Raw genomic sequence first — 17,930 nt, 5'->3', positions numbered from 1 at the left:
CCCGAGACGCAGCAGATCAGCAATCCGCCATAGTGTATTATCATGGTGGTGATAGTGCTGGCGGCAATTTGGCAGCTGTGGTGGCGCAGCAGACCAAACTTGACCAAGATTCACCCATGCTACAATTATTATGGGTACCTTGGGTTGATATGAGTACAGAGCGGTCGTCTTATGATTTATTTGGTGATGGCTTCTTTCTGGATCGCTCACAGGCCCGTTGGTACATTGACCATTATATAAATAATGAGAGCAATAAGGTTGATCCACTTGTATCGCCATTATTTGGTGATGTCAGTGACGTTGCACCGGCGGTAATACTGGTGGCAGGCTTTGATGTACTTAGAGATGAGGGTATTGAGTACGCGCAAAAGCTTAAAGATGCTGGCGTCGACACTGAGCTAAAAATCTATGAAACTCTACCGCATCCCTTTATGAACATGGCAGGAGAAATAGACGACGCAAGAGTAGCGTTTTCAGAGGCTGCAAAGATACTGAAAGAGAGACTGTCGGATGGCCGTAAAGCTATGAAATAACCCACAACCAACATAAGACAGTCTATATCTTTAATCAGATCATAAAATGCTCGTTAAAATCAATAAAGTATATAAAATACTTATAAACTGCCCAGTGTTTTACGCAACACATTCGAGCTTAACGGGTCAATTTATCACTCTCATTAAAATATGCTCATGCTTGTCTCTAATCGGCCGTCTTATAAACTCTTATGATACCAAATTCATTTACTCGCTCTATTAATGCCTTGATAACGATGCTAGTCATCATATTGCACGGTCTCACTGCCTGGGCTGTAGTATCTATGGCTAGTCTGGCACGTCCCGAGATAAAAACAGTTGAGCTTAAACCGATTCAACTAGAGCTAGTTACCTTGGTGACATCGCCTATTAAAGACTCTCCTGCTGAAGACTCTCCTGCTGAAGACTCTCTTGCTGAAAAACCTTCCTACTGAAAAACTTACGATATCCAACACAAGTGAACAAAAGTTTAAATAATAAAACTAAGTGTTTATTACGTTATTCTAAATAATGATTTGTCTTTACGTTATTATACAGTCGTTCATTTATATGCTGTAGCAGGCTTTAAAAAACCAACGTGACACACAGCCCCCGATTGTCTTCCCGATTGGCAGCCGTCAAGATAGAACCATGCATAAAAACATCGATACCTGCTTGCTCACAGATCGATTTAACTATCGACAGTCCCAACCCTGTCCCCTCTATGACTTCAGATTTGGTTGTCGCACTATCAGATCGCGTGAGACCAATATTGTTTAAGGTTTTTTCAACAGTACTATGCATCTGACTAAGTCTTACAAATGGCTCAAATGAATTTTTATACTCATCAGGGCGAATACCTGGGCCTGAATCCATGACTTGTAATACCAGTCTACCAGCAAGCCAACGGGGTAAATTATTTTGCTTTGTAAGTCCAATAATATGAGTGCCAAGGCTATTTAGTAGACTAGTGTCGTGACGTCTGACTTCTTTCGCTGTTGCGCTAAATCGTGACAGTTTAACCGCTACTTGGCCGTTATCGGGAGTATAAACAATAGCGTTTTGGATAAGGTTTTTGACGAGCATTAACAAGGCAGTTTCATCCACGCTCACTTGTGCTGCCAATGTGGGAACGTCTGATAATTGGACAGTCAGTTCTATATTTTTATTATCAGCGATTGGCACTAATAGACCGATCACTTGTTCGACAATAGTTTTGATAGAGATTCGCTCATGCTTGGCATTATTTACAATATTAATATTACCTGCTCGAGCGAGCGTTAGAAGCTGTTCGACCAATCGTTGATTGCGCTTCAGGCGGATGGCAAGCTTGTCTAAGCCTTCGGTCATGACCGCATCACTGGTCAGACGTTGTAACCGCTGTAGTTGTAAGGAAACTGCCGTTAGGGGAGAGCGCAGCTCGTGTGCGGCGTCAGCAATAAAACGTTGCTGACGTTCAATACTGATCTTCACTAGCGCTAATAGGCGATTTAAAGACTCCGCTAAAGGTAATAGCTCAGTTGGCAAATTGCTAATAGATAAAGGATGCAGATCACTTTCTTGACGCTTATTAATCTCAATCTGTAGCTGACGTACAGGTTTGAGCATCCGCCACATAATGAATGGTAGTAGCAACATCAAAAATGTCATACCAATAATTAAAGGAAGAAAAGATTGCATAGCGCTAGATTTGGCCAGGTCTTCTTGAAACTCGGTACGCTGCCTCACGATGATAACTTGGTCTGCATTATTACTGCGATAGACGCGCCATACATGGTCATCTATCATTTTGGTACTGATGCCTACTGGTATCGAATCGAGATCGTCTAAAGTCAGATCATCAAAATCGTCATCGCTATGATCTTTGGAGGTACTGTCGTTATGCGATGAGTTGTAGGTTATTGGCGCTGTTACCGCCGTATTGATTACATCAACCGTGATACTGCCATCGTCTTCATCGGTATCAAAGTGGATGCTCGTTTCATGCAGCTGATTGGAATCAGACATGCCAATATCAAGCGTTTGTTCAAGTAACGCTGACATGCTCTTAAGGTTGTCGTCTTGGAACTCATTAATTTCTTTATAGCTGTACCAAAACCCATAGCCACCAGCGATTATCGCTAATAGTAACAGCGCTAAAACTGACCAAAAAATCAGCTGAAACTGCATAGATTTAAAGAGCTGGCGTATAGATGGCATAGTATGAGTCTTTGAAAGTAGTATAGGTTTTATAGGTAATAAAGGATAAATATCGTATAGCACCTGAGCGCATAGCTGCGCCTTTAAGACCTTCCTAATGACTGTATGCTGTGAAAGTATTGACTAACTATCCTTTGGCGTAATTACTTTGTTATTACTGATATACCAACCAAGTCCTCGTACGTTTTTAATTCTATTTTGTCCAAGTTTTTTTCTTAAGCTATGAATCAGAAACTCAACGGCATTACTTTCAACTTCACCACCCCAGCCATATAGCGAGTCCTCAAGCTCAGTTTTTGACATGACTTTTTCAGGTGACAGCATGAAGGTGGCGAGTAGCATATATTCTTTAGCAGTCAAATCGACAGGAATAGAGTCCATGGCGACTCGTTTATGGGCGGTATCTAGGTTTAAGTTGCCAACGGTGAGCTGATTGTCGGCTTTACCTTGAGCCCGACGAATCAGGACTCGCATTCGCGCAAAAATTTCCCCCAGCTCAAAAGGTTTGACCACATAATCATCTGCCCCTGAATCAAGACCTGCAATACGGTCCTTTACCTCATCGCGAGCGGTAATGATCAACACAGGGGTGTCAATCTTAGCATCGCGAATGGCGGTCAGGACACCCATACCATCGATTTCTGGTAGGCCCAAGTCCAATAATATAATGTCATAAGGTTGTACCTTTAGCGTCAGAATAGCCTGGCGGCCATTTTTAACCCAATCAACGATATAAGCCTCGTCGTGCAAAGCGTCGCTTAGACTCTCGCCAATCATTAAGTCGTCTTCGGCCAGTAACACGCGCATGGCAATTCCTTTATTTATGTGTCAACACTCATATCAATACGTTACAGCGTTAATCTCACTGCTTGATATATTTGGTGGTCCATCTGCGTCCAGTATCTCAGTTTTCTAGTTTCGATATGCTAGAGATATGACTATAGTGACCTATTTATAGTAACGTTTTTAAACCAAAAAGCTCTAAACAATACCGTCGTATTGCTTAGAGCTTTTTATAAAGTATTAAAGGTAAGGTTCTAGCTGGCTATCTTAGTATTTATTATTTGCAGTGCTATTAGTCATCACTGTCTACTGCTTCGACTTGACTACGAATAATCTTGCCGGTCATGCTGTCAATAACTACTTTATGTACTTGATTGCCTTTAACGACTTCAATCTTATAGGCAGGTTTGCCAAAATCTATGTCAAACTCTGCTTCAATCACTGTTCCATTGACGCTTTGGGTAGCCTTTTTTATCGCCTGGTTTAGACTAATTTTAGACTGTCTCATAGCGTTATATTCTGCTATATCTTCTTTATCAAGTTTGTCTTGCTTGTTTCTCGCCACCTTACCGGTATTTGCGTCGATTTTTACTTCATACTCAGTATTATTAGCGATAATTTTAACCTCGTATTTACCACCCGCTGCATGGTCATTTTGATCAAATTCTGCGCTGATGACATCACCTTTGACTGTTTTGTTGGCAATAACAATCGCTTGCTCAAGACTGACCTTACTTTGGGTCGCCGCCATTGCTTCACTGATCTGACTGTTTGACGTAGCTGCTTGTCCTACAGCGATCGTAGCGCTACCGATACTGATGATACTAAGTGCCATAATAATAGATTTGCTTAGGGTTGATAGCTTTTTCATGATGTCATCCTTTGTTGGGTATAAGCTCATTATACAGAGTAATACATAGCAGAGACTTAGCGCATATCAAACGTTAAGTTAGCAGCTATATTTAACTGTCCAGAGTTTTAGCCGGTCAATGACCCTGATATACGGATTAAGCTAAACCATCGAATATTGCTGTCTTTGGTTATAGTAACCCACATCGATCCTATCGCTGCAGGCTTTACCTTAAGCCTGTTGGCAATCAACGCTTATCTGATAGGTCTAACTGCCGCTCTTTTAAAAAAGACACTTGCGAGCGCGCAAGCTATTGTCAATGACAGCAACATAGATACTAGGGTATGACTAAAAAAATGGTCGCCAAAAAGCATTTTATATAGGCCCATCGTCCATCCTAAAACAGTGATTATTACAAATATTTTATAGCGATGCTGTCGTAGTGTGGGTAAAAACGCTAACCCATATAAAGAAAACCCGGCGCTGGCATGAGCGGCTGGAAAGCACTTTGCTGGTGTCATAGCGACTATGTTTTGCCAGAGATTAAGGTAGGGCAAATCGCCATTAAAAAGAGTCAAGTGATTCGGGCAACTAACGTGAGTTACGCCTTTGAGCAGCGCAATAGTAGTAGGTACCATAATGATAGTGATTAACAGATAGCCTAGCTCTCGGCTAGACAATGCTGCGATTGGCTTAATAAAAAATGGCTTAGCATTCACAGTATCAGGATATCGGCTCTGCCAATACCGCCAAGTCAATATCGTTATTAAATAGACGCCCAATAAAATTAATAATAACTTAGGAAAGTCATAAAAGATAAAGGCATAAGGCTGTGCGCCTTTTTCTAACAGCCAATGTCCATCTGCGTAGAAAAGCTCACTAATACCAACATCTAATTGGCTATGCTCAAATGTCAGGGTCGCAATGATGGTTAAGCATAGTAGCTTGAGCCAAACCCAATCAGTTGAATTACTTTCTGAAGTCATTGAAACACCTTATAAGATATATTAAGCTGCAAATACCCAAGTATTGCTTAATACAAAAGGCCTGATAACGCCATTGACCATAAGATAAATAATAGCAATAACGCCAAAAACTGCGCGGCAGAACCCACATCTTTAGCTATTTTAGCCAGTGGATGTTGGTCCGTTGAAGTATGGTCAACACTGGCTTCAAGCCCCGTGTTAAATAGCTCGACGATAAGTGATAAAAAAGAGGCGATTATTAACATCATTTTTATGCTGGTACCAAACGGTATGAATATAATCGGCATAAACAATACGAGATTAAGCCAAAAAACCTGTCTAAAAGCCGCTTCAAGCTCGTAAGCGGCTTTAAAACCATCTACAGAGTAACCGGTGGCTTTTATAATACGAGAAACCCCTTTTTTGCCTTTAGCCTGACTGGCATAGCTATCGGGAGCAAGCAACTGATTAGAGGTTGTTTGGCTTAAAGGATTATGATCGGCCTGGTCGTTCGCAAGATTAATGGGATTAACTTTGCTCATATTGAATTCTCAATAGTCATTAATATCAAGGTATGCTGTGAATTTTGAATAGCGAAAAAATAATGCAACAAAAAATCAGGACACTGTTCTTATCAAACCAGTATAAGACAGGGCAGATTAAGAAAGCGTTAAGACAATATTGGTTCGTGGAAGCATAAAGCACTGTAAAACATGATGGTTATTAAACGAGAGAAGTTTTTGATAGCGTCATCAATAAGCATTCCAATGTTAAACGCTACACATACAAAAAAGCAGTAATCGACACCTCGTCTATCATGGTATCGGCTACTGCTGTTCATTAAGGTTAAAATTATAGTTTAAGTGTGATCACCAATATCATTATTGTTGCAATTATCGCAGTTGAGAGGAAGTCACTAGCTATAGTCGAGCTGATTTTAAAAGGACATAGTGTGCTGCTGATAAGAATTTTTTGTAGCCTCTGTCACGCTTACGAACAGCAAGAAAAAAAATATTAAGGGCACATTGCATCGCAAGTTTGATTTTTTTAGCCAGTTATATATAAAGTGTTTTACAGCCTTGTAAGTTTTTAACAGCAATCTATTAATAGGCTTTATTCATAAGAAACCCTACTTATAATAAATACTACTTATAACAAATACTAAAAGTACTACCACCGGTCTTATTTGCTTGATGCGTTAATTCCCAGCCCATATGAGTCATGATACGTTGCACGATGCTAAGACCTAACCCTGTACCTTCCACTTTATTATTAGAATACTCATATGATTCTGTATGATTTGTGAACTTGCCGTTACTCTGAAAGTCTGTATTGTTACGGCCTAAACGCTCAAACCTTTCATACAGTAGCGGCATCATAATCTCAGGAATGCCAAGACCGGTATCGGTCACTGTAATCTTTTTAGCATCAATAGTGACCGTTATTTCACCATCATCAGTGTACTGAAAGGCGTTCTTTATTAGATTACCTAAAGCCATTTTTAGCAGCTCAGGCCGTACGCCTGCCACATAGTCCTGCTCAGCGACTACGGTACAAGTCACGGGTTTATACTTGATTAAATATTTTAGGCGTGCAATCTCGCTAATAGCGATACTATTGATAGACGTTTGCGGCGTGTCCAGTTGTTCAGGATTACGAGATAGTAATAATAAGGCACTGATAATTTCAGAGGTTTCTTTAGCCGTATTACTGATACGGTTAGTGAATTCGCTTAGATAGTGATCGTCTTCTAATTGCGCGGCAAGCACTTCTGATGCCCCTAGTATAATAGTCAATGGCGTGCGCAATTCGTGGCTGACGTCCCCGGTAAATAGCTGCTCACGTTTTAGATACTCTGCCAGTTTATGATTTTGAGTATCTATTGCCCTTGCTAACACTCCAACCTCTGAGGGCAGGTGAGTCAATTCGGTTAAATTTTGATGATCGGTTTCCACCGCTTGCTTCAGATTTAATAGTGGCTTGGTAATTTGTCTAGATGATAAATGAGAGAATATCGCGGCGATAAGCAAACTTAAAATGACAGCGATTCTCAGCGCATCAGCAAAGATGTCTTCTAGATGCTCAAAAATTGCCAAAACAGGATAGTTCTCCATCACCATTTCGCTGTCTTCTAAGTAAGTCAAAAGATAGGCTTGTTTGTCTTGTTGATAGGTAAAAAAGTGTAAATTGGTCCTTAGCTTGCCAGCCTGATTATTCACTGTCACAGGGATTTCCTGTACTGTTTCGGTCGCTAAAGTCTGTAAGTCTGTTGGTGCGACATCGTAGTGATAGATCTTAATGCCTGGGTCTGCAACATAAACAGACTGCTCACCCTTTCTTTCTTGACTAAGCTCTAACTGTTGTAGCAGACGAGCTTTGACCAATTCTTGCTCTATTCTGACTTCAGCATACATAAAAATACTGACGAAAGTGGTGCAAAGCAATAAAGCAAATAAAAAATATGAGATGCGAAACTTATTGGCTATTGAGTCTATATTGAACATGGCATTTACTTAATAGTGTAAGGCAGTAGATAGGGTAAGAAGAAACACAGATACGGCTGCTTATAATAGTGCTTATTATTTTAATCATATTATAAAATTTTATATCTTGCCCGGATCAATAATTTGGTAGCCAACACCAGGCATCGTTACTATCATATTTTTATCAAAGGGTTTATCAACTTGTGCACGCACACTATGTAAATGGGTGCGAAGGGCATCACTACTTGGAATATCTTGTCCCCATACTTTTTCTTCAAGTTCGGTTTTACTGACGACCCGAGGTGAGGCATTCATCAAGGCATGTAAGATTTTGAATCCTGTGGGGGTTAGCTTGAGCAGTTGGTCTTCTCGTTTGATACTATGTTCAGCTACATTTATGGACAGAGCACCTACCTCTATACTATGCCCAAAATGCTCATCTTGATAACGACGTATCAAGGCTTTGATACGAGCTTCTAATTCAATCAAGGAGAAGGGCTTGACTAGATAATCATCAGCACCACTATCAAACCCTGCCACCTTATCCAAAATAGTGTCACGCGCGGTCAACATTAATACCGGCGTTTTGTTATGCAGTTCTTCTCTAAGCGTTTTGCACAGTTTGGTGCCATCCATACCGGGTAGCATCACATCTAGCAGTATAACGTCATAACGATTGTTTGCTGCCAGTGCCAAGCCACTGAGTCCATTGTGGGCATTGTCCAATTCAAAGCCCTTTGGTTCAAAAAAAGCATAGATATTTGCCACGATATCGGGATTGTCTTCAACGATAAGTATTTTATACATGAGTGTTTTGTCCATGAGCGTTTTATCTACAATTATTGTCTATTAAAAAAGTTCAATATGCTCTAGAGTAAAAAAACAGTTTAATTAGTAGATTTAAAAAAAGTGGGGGCTGATGCCACCTCTTGGGTAGAAATACCGAAGAAATTAAGTAAAGTTGGCGTGATAAAATCGTGTGATACTGGCTGACTGGTCATACGAGAAAGGCTGTCTGCGTCAATATTATTGCCATTGGGCGACCAAATAATCACTGGTACCTTTTTCTGGGCATCTGGGGCAATATTGAAGGGCAGGCCATGCAAATAGATGTTGTTTTCGCCCAAACTTTCTCCATGATCACTAATATATACCATCACCACATCATAATCTTGCTGATAAAGTTTTAGCGTATCGATAACCGCATTCAAGAAGTAATCGGTATAACGAATAGCATTGTCATAACCGTTGATAACTGACTGATCATCACATTTGGACAGCTCGTTAGTCATACAAACCGGTTTGTATGTTTCAAATGTTTTGGGGTAACGTTGGTAATAAGCAGGTCCATGATTGCCCATTTGATGTAGCAAAATTAGCGTGTCTTTTGGCGTTGTGTCTGACTTAACCAATGTGTCAAAACCATCAAGCATTCCGATATCTCGGCATTCAATATCACAGTTAGGATTCACTTCAGGTGTTTTATAGTCCTCTAAAATCACTCGATCTGCCACGCCTTTAGAGCTAGAGTTATTATCACGCCAAATGACATTAACGCCTTGTTTATTAAGCGTATCTAAGACGTTTTCATTATACTTAGCAGTATCTACGTCGTAGTTCGCTCTATTAGAGTAACTAAACATACAAGGGACTGAATAAGCAGTAGAAGTGCCACAGGAAGTCGCATCCTTAAAGCTATAGATATCTGGTTGGCTGGCTAGTAATGGCATGGTATCGCGCTTATAATCATTTAAGCCAATATGATCAGCACGAACGGTTTCACCCACCACAAATACCATTAGCTTAGGCTTTGCGGTATTACTGGCGGGCGCTACACGCTTTGCATCTGTCGCATGCAGTATTAAGGTATCAGGTCGGCGCAGCTCATAGAAATAGTCAGTACCTAGTTTGATCACCGAATAAATAGGGGTAATAGGATTGGTATAACTACGCACCATTTTATGCTGACGAAAAAAGCTGGCGTATTGATCGCCGAATGGCAAAAGACAGATTGCGATTAGCGCAATAGACAGTATCAGTGTGACTGCTTTTTGCAATATAGCTCGTCGCCAAGTGGGACGCCTTATACGAATCTTGCTAATAATAAAAGCGGGTAGTACACCCAATAATAATATGCGGATGACGAAGCTTGGTGCCATCAATCCCATCGCTTCAGCTTGATCGGTCTGCAAGCTGTTAATCAGCATATCACGGTCAAATATCGTCCCGTAAGCATCAGTAAAATAGCCACAGATTGCAGCAATAATAACTATGGCAACCAGCACTACTTTTGCTGTGGGCCGGTAGCATAGCAGCTGAAATAGCAACCACATCAGCCCAAACAGTAAGCCGGTAAGAGAAACTATAAAGCCAATATTGTCAGCAAAAGGATAAATAGCCAACGCTTGCCTAAAGAAGCCAATATTTGCAGTCGCAACGAGATATAGCGCAACCATTATAATAAGATAAGCGAGACTAACCTCACGATTATAGAACTTACTGATATCGCTGTCTGTGTTATTAGCTTTAGCAATATTTATATTAGGAACTAGTTGTCTTAACATATACTGACTTCTTAACAGAGTTAGAGAGGGCTTAGGCTTCTAAGGTAGCAAGTAGTCTGTTAAGAAAATGTTAAGAGAACTAATACCAAACCCAAAATATATAGTATAATTGAACCATGACTATACCAACAGACACCCTAAAAGATCATAACTTTGGCAAACTCTCGAAGACCGAGCGTAACCCCAGAGCCCGCCAACGTCTCCTTATTCTATATCAATATAGCATAGGCAAAGCCACTAACGACATTGCCAAAGACCTCTACATTCACCCTGAAACCGCCAGACGCACCAAGAAACGTTATCTTCAACGTGGACTTGACAGTATCTATGACCGTCCCCGCCGAGGTCGGCATAGCAAACTGGCGGAAGCCGACATAGATGCCTTCAAAGCCATGATCGTCTCTGAGCAAGAAAAGCGAGCTGGCGGTCGTCTAACCGGTAAAGACATCCAACAGATAGCCAAAGAGCACTATAATGCTCACTATACCGTTAACGGTATTTACGAGATGTTAAAGCGTATCGGTATGAGCTGGATAAGTGCTCGTAGTCAGCACCCAAAAGCCAATGATGCGGTACAAGAAGCTTTTAAAAAAACTTTATAACCCATGTCGAAGAAATATTACCTGAAGGTATTGATTTACAACAAGTCGATATCTGGTTTCAAGATGAAACTCGCATAGGACAACAAGGATCACTGACTCGAGTTTGGCATTACCGCGGTCAAAGACCTCGGCTCATCAGACAACAACAGTTCTTATCAACCTATATCTTTGGTGCTTTCTGTCCTGCTACGGGAAACAGTGTGGGACTGGTTCTGCCTTGGGTTAATAAGCAAACCATGCTCTTGCATATGCAAGAGATCAGTAAGGCGGTTCCCGAAGGTCGTCATGCGGTGGTGGTGATGGACGGGGCATTATGGCATCAACCAAGCTTGAATCTACACAATGTGACGATGCTTAAACTGCCCCCTTATTCACCTGAGTTAAACCCGTCTGAAAACGTGTGGCAGTATCTCAAACAGAATGAGTTGTCTAATCGCTGCTATGAGGACTATGAGTCTATTGTTGATGCGGCTTGCTGTGCTTGGAATAAGTTGCTTGAGCAGCCAGAGAGAGTTCGCTCTTTGACTACTCGGACTTGGGCGCAACTTTAGTTATTGGGATTGGTATAAGTTGGAAAAGTCATTCAGAGTTAATATTTAAAGTGGTTAAATTTATAGGATTAACGAGTAAGTTCCAGTACTAGACAGTGTTTTTATTGTGCTGACTAGAGAGTCGCCGCTTAATAAACCAACCAATGATAATAGCCACGGCAACTAGCAAGAAAACTTTAGAATATGGCGCGAGTACGGCTTCGATAACGTCATAATTACTACCGAAGTGATAGCCTGCCAGTGTCAGTAAAGTTATCCAAATACTTGACCCCAGAGCAGTCAGTAGCAAAAAGGGAAGCATCGGCATTTTATTCATACCGGCAGGAATAGAGATAAGTGAGCGAATGCCGGGCACCATTCGTCCAAAAAACACTGCTTTTTTACCATGTTTATCGAACCAATGACTAGAAGCTAGGACGTCATCAGACTTAACAAACACATACTTGCCATATTTTTTAGCAAACAGTACTAGACGCTCTTCATCAAACAGGCTCCCCAAGTAATATAACGGTAGAGCGCCAAGTACCGTTCCGAGCGTACCTGCTAGTATGACTAATACTAGGTTTAAGTCGCCTCTCGCCACAGCAAAACCTGCTGCTGGCATAATAACCTCAGACGGTATGGGCGGAAAAACGTTTTCGGCAAACATGGCAAATATAATACCGAAGTAGCCAAACTTTGCCATGATAGCCAGTACCCAGTCGCTAATTTGATTCATGGTGATACCTTGTTGAATATCTGCTTGAAGGCCATTAGAGTAGCAAATTGCATATTAAAGAAAGGTTAAGATAAGAAACATAATGCTTAGTATTACACTTAATATAGAAGGGTAATTGATCTTTGTAAGTGTTGGTTTTATAAGTTTGTTATAGGTCCTGTTGACGTAGTCCTATCAAACCCTTAATTAAATCAGTAAGGAATAGGAAACACCAGACACAAAAAAACCCCAAACAATCTAATGTCTGAGGCGAAACTTGCTTAAACCTAAAGTCTAAATTCGTTTTAACTTTTTACTAAATATGGCGCAGCGGACGGGACTCGAACCCGCGACCCCCGGCGTGACAGGCTAGACCCACCATATTTCATTAACCTGTATTAAAGTACTTTAACCTAAAAATCCTTACCAATAAGGGGATACAGGATAATATTTCAAATGACGTTTAGCGTCATTTAACGTTATTTATCAAGTCAGATATGTCAATCTTGGTCACTTATAATGTATAAAAATTATACTTTATCATAAAAAATTAGGTATATATTTTATACATTTAACTTAGATAGATTTTGCTAAAAAGGGTGTAAATCTACATCCGCACTCCTCCAAAAGTCGTATCATACTGTTTCATTGTTAGCGAATGGCTACCGATTGCTGAACTAAACGTGGTTTGATTTACTGTTAAGATGCGTGATTAAAATCTCCCAAATTTAACTGTATGGGATTGACGGCAAGGTTCAGTGTTTTACTGTTCTATCGTTTACCATTAACAAAAGCCTTAGTCTTACAATTAGTCAAAGGTTTTTAATTGAGCTTAAGTATATCGGTGCTCTATTACTTTAAACAATTAAGAAGTTGAAGGTCTCAAGCTCTGATCAGTCCATACAATTCATAAAATACATAATTTTATTTCAATATTGAAACTCTTCTCCATAATCTCTAAAGTCAAAGAAACCGTCCTGTCTTGATAGTAAATGGGCTGCGTACTTGTCTATTGCTTGTGCTGGATTGACAAGTTTCTTAATGCTATAAACATCTTGGTCTTGGATAAGAAACATATCCTTTTGAATATGATTAGTGATAGAGAATATTTGGAAATTTTCCTGTTGTTCTAAACCGTTAAACCTTGTATCAATTAATGCGTGCAATTGAAAGTGCGTATCATGTTTTTCATCGCCTTTATAACCATATTCTATCAAAAAAGGTTGATCAAATTTTTTCTCTAAAAAAGATACCTTTCCCTGAGCTTTTTTGTCTGTTTTTCTAAGATCTTTATAGACCGACCCTATGGATGGATTATTACTAGACGGCAAGCCACTTGCATTTAGTGGTGGAATATTAATACCCTCAGGAATATACCAACCAGCACTATGCCATAGCCAAGATTGAATAATCTCTCTAGGTAAATTGAACTCATTTCTTTGAGCATGCTTATCAATGTAAGGCGTATACCCTAAAAATACAATAATACCATTTATATTTATACCAAACGCCGTAGCATCAGAAAGTATCTCTGGAATAGACGATCTCTCAATTCCGTAGAAAAAAACTTCTTTAACCTCAGATAAAATCTTGTACATTTCAGGTTGGGTATCTTTAAAAGGTTTAAAAAAATACTCACTAAAACTTTGATCTTTAGGCTTATCATTTTTAAAATTTAATGGGTTAAATTCAATTTCTGTTTCATCTTTATTTCTAATATAAACATCATTAATACTAACTTCGTTTAAGTCATAAAAAATCTTATCAAACCTATCTAAAATATGTGTATTCATTTTATTTTCCCTCTTTAGCTTCAACCGCTTTTCTAATTTTTTCTTGAATTCTTAATTGAATCCTTCCAATACTTTCCTTATAAATTGGGCTAATCGGTATTGGCTTACCTTTATTGCCATATTCTACCCAACCGCCATTTGAATATTCTACCTTTCTCCCTTTTGATGAGTTGAGATACTTCGGTAATGGCATAAGATTCTCAGGCGCATTAACAATGTTATTTAATTCTGTCGCTGTCAATTTACCTCCTGCTAAATCTTTTGCTTCAGCTCTTGGCAAAATATGATCAACAGATGGTTTTACGTCATCAGGAAAGTTCTTTAATTTACCATCGAATGGATCTAAATATCTGACCTTATTGGTTTTGGAATCAACCCAACCAGCTGCCTTGAATTTTGGTTCAATACTTCCCCAGTTGTTGGTAAAGTCGCAACAATCCGCATTATGTACCCAAATACCCATCTCACCAATATGATAAGTATGGAAGTCCTGTACTTCAAAGTTATAAACTGTGTCAGTTTCTTCTAATTGAGTTTGGCTAATAACAGTTGCTGTCACATTGCCATGCTTATCTAATAGCTTCATACCTGACTCTAAGATTGAAGCTTTGCGCCAACCTTCACCATCAATCCAGAATGGATGCTCTTCAGTAGTATTAAAGGTTTCTTCTAAGCCACTATCATGCTTGATCTTAACTTCATAAATAGGCACATTGGGTGCTACTTTGGTTTCAACTACTGGAAGATAGTCATACTTATTACCAAACTCTTCTCGCGACCAAACTAACTCACCACAGTTAATCGTTTCAATCGGTTTTAGACCATTTATAGTGTGTACTAAAGTACCTGCGGTGAAGCATACTGTACCACTACATACCTTGCTAAAATCCATATTTTTGGGTGCGCTTTCTTGCACTGTTTCTTTAACAGCTTTCTGAGCAGTTGTACCAGTAGGTACTTTTCTCAATGCACCAGCGCCTAGAGCTTCATAAACTGCGCCATTTATAACTCTTAAACCCCCATCTATATAGATACAATCAGCAGGACGCGATGTACTATAGTCAATTTCCTTTAAAAATGTTATAAACTAAACCAACTAACCTATTACTATTATAAATACTCATGACTTATTCACTAGATTTTCGCAAACAAGTCCTTAAAAGCTTGGACGGGGGTATGACCTTTGCTCAGGCGGTTGATTTCTATGATCTTAGTCCAACCACCATACAAAACTGGAAGCGGCGTGTCCACAGCAAAACAACAAGGCAAACTAAACCTCATAAGATAAGCGATGACGTTCTGCTCAATGATGTTAAAGAGCATCCTGACGATTACCAGTATGAGCGAGCTCGTCGATTAAACTGTAGCCCATCAGGCATTTATCACGCCTTAAAGCGCTTAGGTATTAGCAAAAAAAAAGACCTTAGAGCATCCAAAAGCTTGCCCCCTAAAGAGAGCTAAGTATCTAAGCAAACTCAACGACTATATCACTCAAGGCTTTGCTATTGTATACATGGATGAAAGCGGCTTTGAGTCTGAAACCCTGCGTCCCTTTGGCTATGCACCCATTGGAACCCCATGCATTGATAGCTATAACTGGCAAGGTAAAAAAAGAACCAACGTTATTGGTGCTTTATATGAAAAGATACTGTTTGCGCTTGATTACTTTAATAAGAATATCAATGGCGACATATTCTACAACTGGTGCAAATATACCTTAATTCCAAGCCTTAAACGTAAGTGCGTGATTGTGATGGATAACGCAAGCTTTCATAAACGTGTGAAAAGACTGCTTAACAGGCATGGTCACAGGCTTCTATTCTTACCCCCTTATAGCCCTGACTTAAACCCTATTGAGAAAAAATGGGCACAAGCAAAGTTTCTACGCCAAGGATGGATGGAAAACGACTTATCTAAATTGTTTTATGATATTAATCCTTGTCATAACACTTTTATTTTGAATTGACTATACAAGAAACGACAGAATTGTTGTTTTGTTTATAACCATCTAAAGTCGTTTGTGTACCAGGATATAAACGATATACATTCTCAAGCTCTTCAAAATTAACGTTACTATAATCAACTCTAAGCTGATTTAGACAGGCTTCGGTGGGGTTATCTTGACAAGATTTTATCTCTTTAAAATTATCTTCAGCCATTTTTGCTGCTAAAGATCTAATCTCTCTAAGTTCAGTATCAAGTTTACCGCCCGTATATCTTCTTTTTGCTACGGCAATCTTATATAGCAAACTCTCAACATCTTTATTCTTTAAATTATTATTCTCAACCGCAAGTTCAGTTAAGTTATTGAGTTGACCTATGCTTTCAGGTAATTTACTAAGCTCGTTATTTCTAACATAAAGTTTAGTTAAGTTGCTAAGCTGACCGATGCTTTCAGGTAGCTCTCTAAGCTCGTTTTTAATTGCATAAAATCCTGTCAAGTTACTGAGTTGACCTATACTTTCAGGTAATTCTCTAAGCTCATTAGAGCTGATATTAAGTTTAGTTAAGTTACTGAGTCGACATACACTTTCAGGTAATTTACTAAGCTCGTTATAGCTAATATTAAGTTCAGTTAAATTGCTAAGCTGACCGATGCTTTCAGGTAGCTCTCTAAGCTCGTTGTCAATAATCATAAGTGTAATTAAATTATTGAGATTACCTATGTTGTATGGTAAATGACTCAAATTAAGGCCAACAAATGCAATAAAAGAAAGGTTTGTAAGATATATTAATTCATCAGGTATATAGTCGATTTTAGATAAGACTGTATCTTTATGCCCTTTAAGTTTATTTGTGTAAATAACCGATTTTTTTGTATTAATAATTAGAGTATCTATAGCCAGTAGTTCATCTCGATTACGTGGTATTGTTTTCTCAGGAATCTTAAATTCATCTGCCCAATCCCATATTTTCTCCATCCAACTATCATCAACTAATACTTGGCTAGAGGCTCGTGATGTTGCCGCCGCTTTGATGATATCAGTCGTTAAACTGATTTGGCTCCTACGACCTTTGCTAGTCATTAAACCCTTGCTATAGTCAATTCAAAATAAAAGTGTTATGACAAGGATTAATATCATAAAACAATTTAGATAAGTCGTTTTCCATCCATCCTTGGCGTAGAAACTTTGCTTGTGCCCATTTTTTCTCAATAGGGTTTAAGTCAGGGCTATAAGGGGGTAAGAATAGAAGCCTGTGACCATGCCTGTTAAGCAGTCTTTTCACACGTTTATGAAAGCTTGCGTTATCCATCACAATCACGCACTTACGTTTAAGGCTTGGAATTAAGGTATATTTGCACCAGTTGTAGAATATGTCGCCATTGATATTCTTATTAAAGTAATCAAGCGCAAACAGTATCTTTTCATATAAAGCACCAATAACGTTGGTTCTTTTTTTACCTTGCCAGTTATAGCTATCAATGCATGGGGTTCCAATGGGTGCATAGCCAAAGGGACGCAGGGTTTCAGACTCAAAGCCGCTTTCATCCATGTATACAATAGCAAAGCCTTGAGTGATATAGTCGTTGAGTTTGCTTAGATACTTAGCTCTCTTTAGGGGGCAAGCTTTTGGATGCTCTAAGGTCTTTTTTTTTGCTAATACCTAAGCGCTTTAAGGCGTGATAAATGCCTGATGGGCTACAGTTTAATCGACGAGCTCGCTCATACTGGTAATCGTCAGGATGCTCTTTAACATCATTGAGCAGAACGTCATCGCTTATCTTATGAGGTTTAGTTTGCCTTGTTGTTTTGCTGTGGACACGCCGCTTCCAGTTTTGTATGGTGGTTGGACTAAGATCATAGAAATCAACCGCCTGAGCAAAGGTCATACCCCCGTCCAAGCTTTTAAGGACTTGTTTGCGAAAATCTAGTGAATAAGTCATGAGTATTTATAATAGTAATAGGTTAGTTGGTTTAGTTTATAACAT

18 protein-coding genes and 2 pseudogenes are annotated in these 17,930 nt (G+C 39.4%); 6 read left to right on the top strand and 14 right to left on the bottom strand.

Annotated features, from left to right (window positions below):
- Positions 1-32: 32 nt before the first annotated feature.
- Both H4W00_RS10950 and H4W00_RS10945 read left to right on the top strand, forming a co-directional pair.
- The gene (locus tag H4W00_RS10950) at positions 33-533 is read left to right on the top strand and encodes an alpha/beta hydrolase fold domain-containing protein (protein WP_209958166.1); all 501 of its coding nucleotides are present in this window, start codon (positions 33-35) and stop codon (positions 531-533) included.
- A 191-nt stretch (positions 534-724) separates the two neighbouring features.
- Complete coding sequence (locus H4W00_RS10945; RefSeq protein WP_209958163.1) at positions 725-967, top strand: hypothetical protein; 243 nt, start codon at positions 725-727, stop codon at positions 965-967.
- A 130-nt stretch (positions 968-1,097) separates the two neighbouring features.
- Here H4W00_RS10945 and H4W00_RS10940 read toward each other — a convergent pair whose 3' ends face one another.
- From H4W00_RS10940 to H4W00_RS10905, 8 genes are all read right to left on the bottom strand, one after another.
- Positions 1,098-2,711 (bottom strand): ATP-binding protein, encoded by a 1,614-nt coding sequence (locus H4W00_RS10940; RefSeq protein ID WP_209958160.1) that lies wholly within the window; start codon positions 2,709-2,711, stop codon positions 1,098-1,100.
- A 123-nt stretch (positions 2,712-2,834) separates the two neighbouring features.
- Positions 2,835-3,518: a response regulator gene (locus H4W00_RS10935; protein ID WP_209958158.1), complete on the bottom strand. Its 684-nt coding sequence runs from the start codon at positions 3,516-3,518 to the stop codon at positions 2,835-2,837.
- 268 nt (positions 3,519-3,786) lie between these two features.
- Positions 3,787-4,365: a PepSY domain-containing protein gene (locus H4W00_RS10930; protein ID WP_209958156.1), complete on the bottom strand. Its 579-nt coding sequence runs from the start codon at positions 4,363-4,365 to the stop codon at positions 3,787-3,789.
- Between the two features lie 233 nt (positions 4,366-4,598).
- A complete protein-coding gene (locus H4W00_RS10925) occupies positions 4,599-5,330 on the bottom strand; it encodes a PAP2 family lipid A phosphatase (RefSeq protein WP_209958153.1) in 732 nt (243 codons plus the stop codon).
- Positions 5,331-5,377: 47 nt separating this feature from the next.
- Positions 5,378-5,851 carry a diacylglycerol kinase gene (locus H4W00_RS10920; protein ID WP_209958151.1) on the bottom strand — a complete coding sequence of 158 codons (474 nt, stop codon included), beginning with the start codon at positions 5,849-5,851 and terminating at the stop codon, positions 5,378-5,380.
- 603 nt (positions 5,852-6,454) lie between these two features.
- Positions 6,455-7,813, bottom strand: coding sequence for a sensor histidine kinase (locus H4W00_RS10915; RefSeq protein WP_209958149.1), 1,359 nt, complete (start codon positions 7,811-7,813; stop codon positions 6,455-6,457).
- Between the two features lie 99 nt (positions 7,814-7,912).
- Complete coding sequence (locus H4W00_RS10910) at positions 7,913-8,599, bottom strand: response regulator transcription factor (RefSeq protein WP_209958147.1); 687 nt, start codon at positions 8,597-8,599, stop codon at positions 7,913-7,915.
- 80 nt (positions 8,600-8,679) lie between these two features.
- Positions 8,680-10,356 carry a phosphoethanolamine transferase gene (locus H4W00_RS10905; protein WP_209958145.1) on the bottom strand — a complete coding sequence of 559 codons (1,677 nt, stop codon included), beginning with the start codon at positions 10,354-10,356 and terminating at the stop codon, positions 8,680-8,682.
- 116 nt (positions 10,357-10,472) lie between these two features.
- Here H4W00_RS10905 and H4W00_RS10900 point away from each other — a divergent pair, with 116 nt between their 5' ends.
- Together H4W00_RS10900 and H4W00_RS10895 are read left to right on the top strand one after the other, a co-directional pair.
- A complete protein-coding gene (locus H4W00_RS10900) occupies positions 10,473-10,958 on the top strand; it encodes a winged helix-turn-helix domain-containing protein (RefSeq protein ID WP_209958143.1) in 486 nt (161 codons plus the stop codon).
- Positions 10,955-11,509 carry an IS630 family transposase gene (locus H4W00_RS10895; protein WP_209959199.1) on the top strand — a complete coding sequence of 185 codons (555 nt, stop codon included), beginning with the start codon at positions 10,955-10,957 and terminating at the stop codon, positions 11,507-11,509. Before H4W00_RS10900 ends, H4W00_RS10895 begins: the two co-directional genes overlap by 4 nt.
- Positions 11,510-11,597: 88 nt before the next feature.
- On the opposite strand, the gene H4W00_RS10890 is transcribed toward H4W00_RS10895, so the two are convergent.
- The 3 genes from H4W00_RS10890 to H4W00_RS10880 form a co-directional block, all read right to left on the bottom strand.
- Entirely contained in the window at positions 11,598-12,227 is a 630-nt protein-coding gene (locus H4W00_RS10890; RefSeq protein ID WP_209958141.1) for a DedA family protein, read from the bottom strand.
- A gap of 908 nt (positions 12,228-13,135) precedes the next feature.
- A complete protein-coding gene (locus H4W00_RS10885; protein WP_209958139.1) occupies positions 13,136-13,999 on the bottom strand; it encodes a hypothetical protein in 864 nt (287 codons plus the stop codon).
- A 1-nt stretch (position 14,000) separates the two neighbouring features.
- Positions 14,001-14,966: a polymorphic toxin-type HINT domain-containing protein gene (locus tag H4W00_RS10880; RefSeq protein ID WP_209958136.1), complete on the bottom strand. Its 966-nt coding sequence runs from the start codon at positions 14,964-14,966 to the stop codon at positions 14,001-14,003.
- Between the two features lie 155 nt (positions 14,967-15,121).
- Here H4W00_RS10880 and H4W00_RS12665 point away from each other — a divergent pair, with 155 nt between their 5' ends.
- Both H4W00_RS12665 and H4W00_RS12660 read left to right on the top strand, forming a co-directional pair.
- A complete protein-coding gene (locus H4W00_RS12665) occupies positions 15,122-15,460 on the top strand; it encodes an IS630 transposase-related protein (protein WP_334684838.1) in 339 nt (112 codons plus the stop codon).
- Positions 15,461-15,473: 13 nt separating this feature from the next.
- A pseudogene (locus H4W00_RS12660) lies at positions 15,474-15,965 on the top strand (IS630 family transposase); the annotation flags it as partial.
- On the opposite strand, the gene H4W00_RS10870 reads toward H4W00_RS12660, so the two are convergent.
- The 3 genes and pseudogenes from H4W00_RS10870 to H4W00_RS12650 form a co-directional block, all read right to left on the bottom strand.
- On the bottom strand, positions 15,952-17,025 hold the full coding sequence (locus H4W00_RS10870) for a leucine-rich repeat domain-containing protein (RefSeq protein ID WP_209958134.1): 1,074 nt from the start codon (positions 17,023-17,025) through the stop codon (positions 15,952-15,954). The pseudogene H4W00_RS12660 and the gene H4W00_RS10870 overlap by 14 nt on opposite strands.
- 16 nt (positions 17,026-17,041) lie before the next feature.
- Positions 17,042-17,533, bottom strand: a pseudogene (locus H4W00_RS12655) (IS630 family transposase); the annotation flags it as partial.
- 13 nt (positions 17,534-17,546) lie between these two features.
- Positions 17,547-17,885, bottom strand: a complete 339-nt coding sequence (locus H4W00_RS12650; RefSeq protein WP_334684838.1) for an IS630 transposase-related protein — start codon at positions 17,883-17,885, stop codon at positions 17,547-17,549.
- Positions 17,886-17,930 lie beyond the last annotated feature (45 nt).

The organism is Psychrobacter sp. PL19 (assembly GCF_017875835.1).
Lineage (GTDB): Bacteria > Pseudomonadota > Gammaproteobacteria > Pseudomonadales > Moraxellaceae > Psychrobacter.
The sequence above is the reverse complement of the archived record's forward strand: the minus strand, read 5'-3'. Positions and strand labels throughout refer to the sequence as shown.

Bases quoted from the DNA above. Each gene is read 5' to 3' on its own strand.
- H4W00_RS10945 (WP_209958163.1), top strand. From the start codon at position 725: ATGATACCAAATTCATTTACTCGCTCTATTAATGCCTTGATAACGATG.
- H4W00_RS10930 (WP_209958156.1), bottom strand. From the start codon at position 4,365: ATGAAAAAGCTATCAACCCTAAGCAAATCTATTATTATGGCACTTAGT.
- H4W00_RS12665 (WP_334684838.1), top strand. From the start codon at position 15,122: ATGACTTATTCACTAGATTTTCGCAAACAAGTCCTTAAAAGCTTGGAC.
- H4W00_RS10900 (WP_209958143.1), top strand. From the start codon at position 10,473: ATGACTATACCAACAGACACCCTAAAAGATCATAACTTTGGCAAACTC.
- H4W00_RS10910 (WP_209958147.1), bottom strand. From the start codon at position 8,599: ATGTATAAAATACTTATCGTTGAAGACAATCCCGATATCGTGGCAAAT.
- H4W00_RS10940 (WP_209958160.1), bottom strand. From the start codon at position 2,711: ATGCCATCTATACGCCAGCTCTTTAAATCTATGCAGTTTCAGCTGATT.
- H4W00_RS10935 (WP_209958158.1), bottom strand. From the start codon at position 3,518: ATGCGCGTGTTACTGGCCGAAGACGACTTAATGATTGGCGAGAGTCTA.
- H4W00_RS10885 (WP_209958139.1), bottom strand. From the start codon at position 13,999: ATGAATACACATATTTTAGATAGGTTTGATAAGATTTTTTATGACTTA.
- H4W00_RS10920 (WP_209958151.1), bottom strand. From the start codon at position 5,851: ATGAGCAAAGTTAATCCCATTAATCTTGCGAACGACCAGGCCGATCAT.
- H4W00_RS10905 (WP_209958145.1), bottom strand. From the start codon at position 10,356: ATGTTAAGACAACTAGTTCCTAATATAAATATTGCTAAAGCTAATAAC.
- H4W00_RS10890 (WP_209958141.1), bottom strand. From the start codon at position 12,227: ATGAATCAAATTAGCGACTGGGTACTGGCTATCATGGCAAAGTTTGGC.
- H4W00_RS10915 (WP_209958149.1), bottom strand. From the start codon at position 7,813: ATGTTCAATATAGACTCAATAGCCAATAAGTTTCGCATCTCATATTTT.
- H4W00_RS10870 (WP_209958134.1), bottom strand. From the start codon at position 17,025: ATGACTAGCAAAGGTCGTAGGAGCCAAATCAGTTTAACGACTGATATC.
- H4W00_RS10925 (WP_209958153.1), bottom strand. From the start codon at position 5,330: ATGACTTCAGAAAGTAATTCAACTGATTGGGTTTGGCTCAAGCTACTA.
- H4W00_RS12650 (WP_334684838.1), bottom strand. From the start codon at position 17,885: ATGACTTATTCACTAGATTTTCGCAAACAAGTCCTTAAAAGCTTGGAC.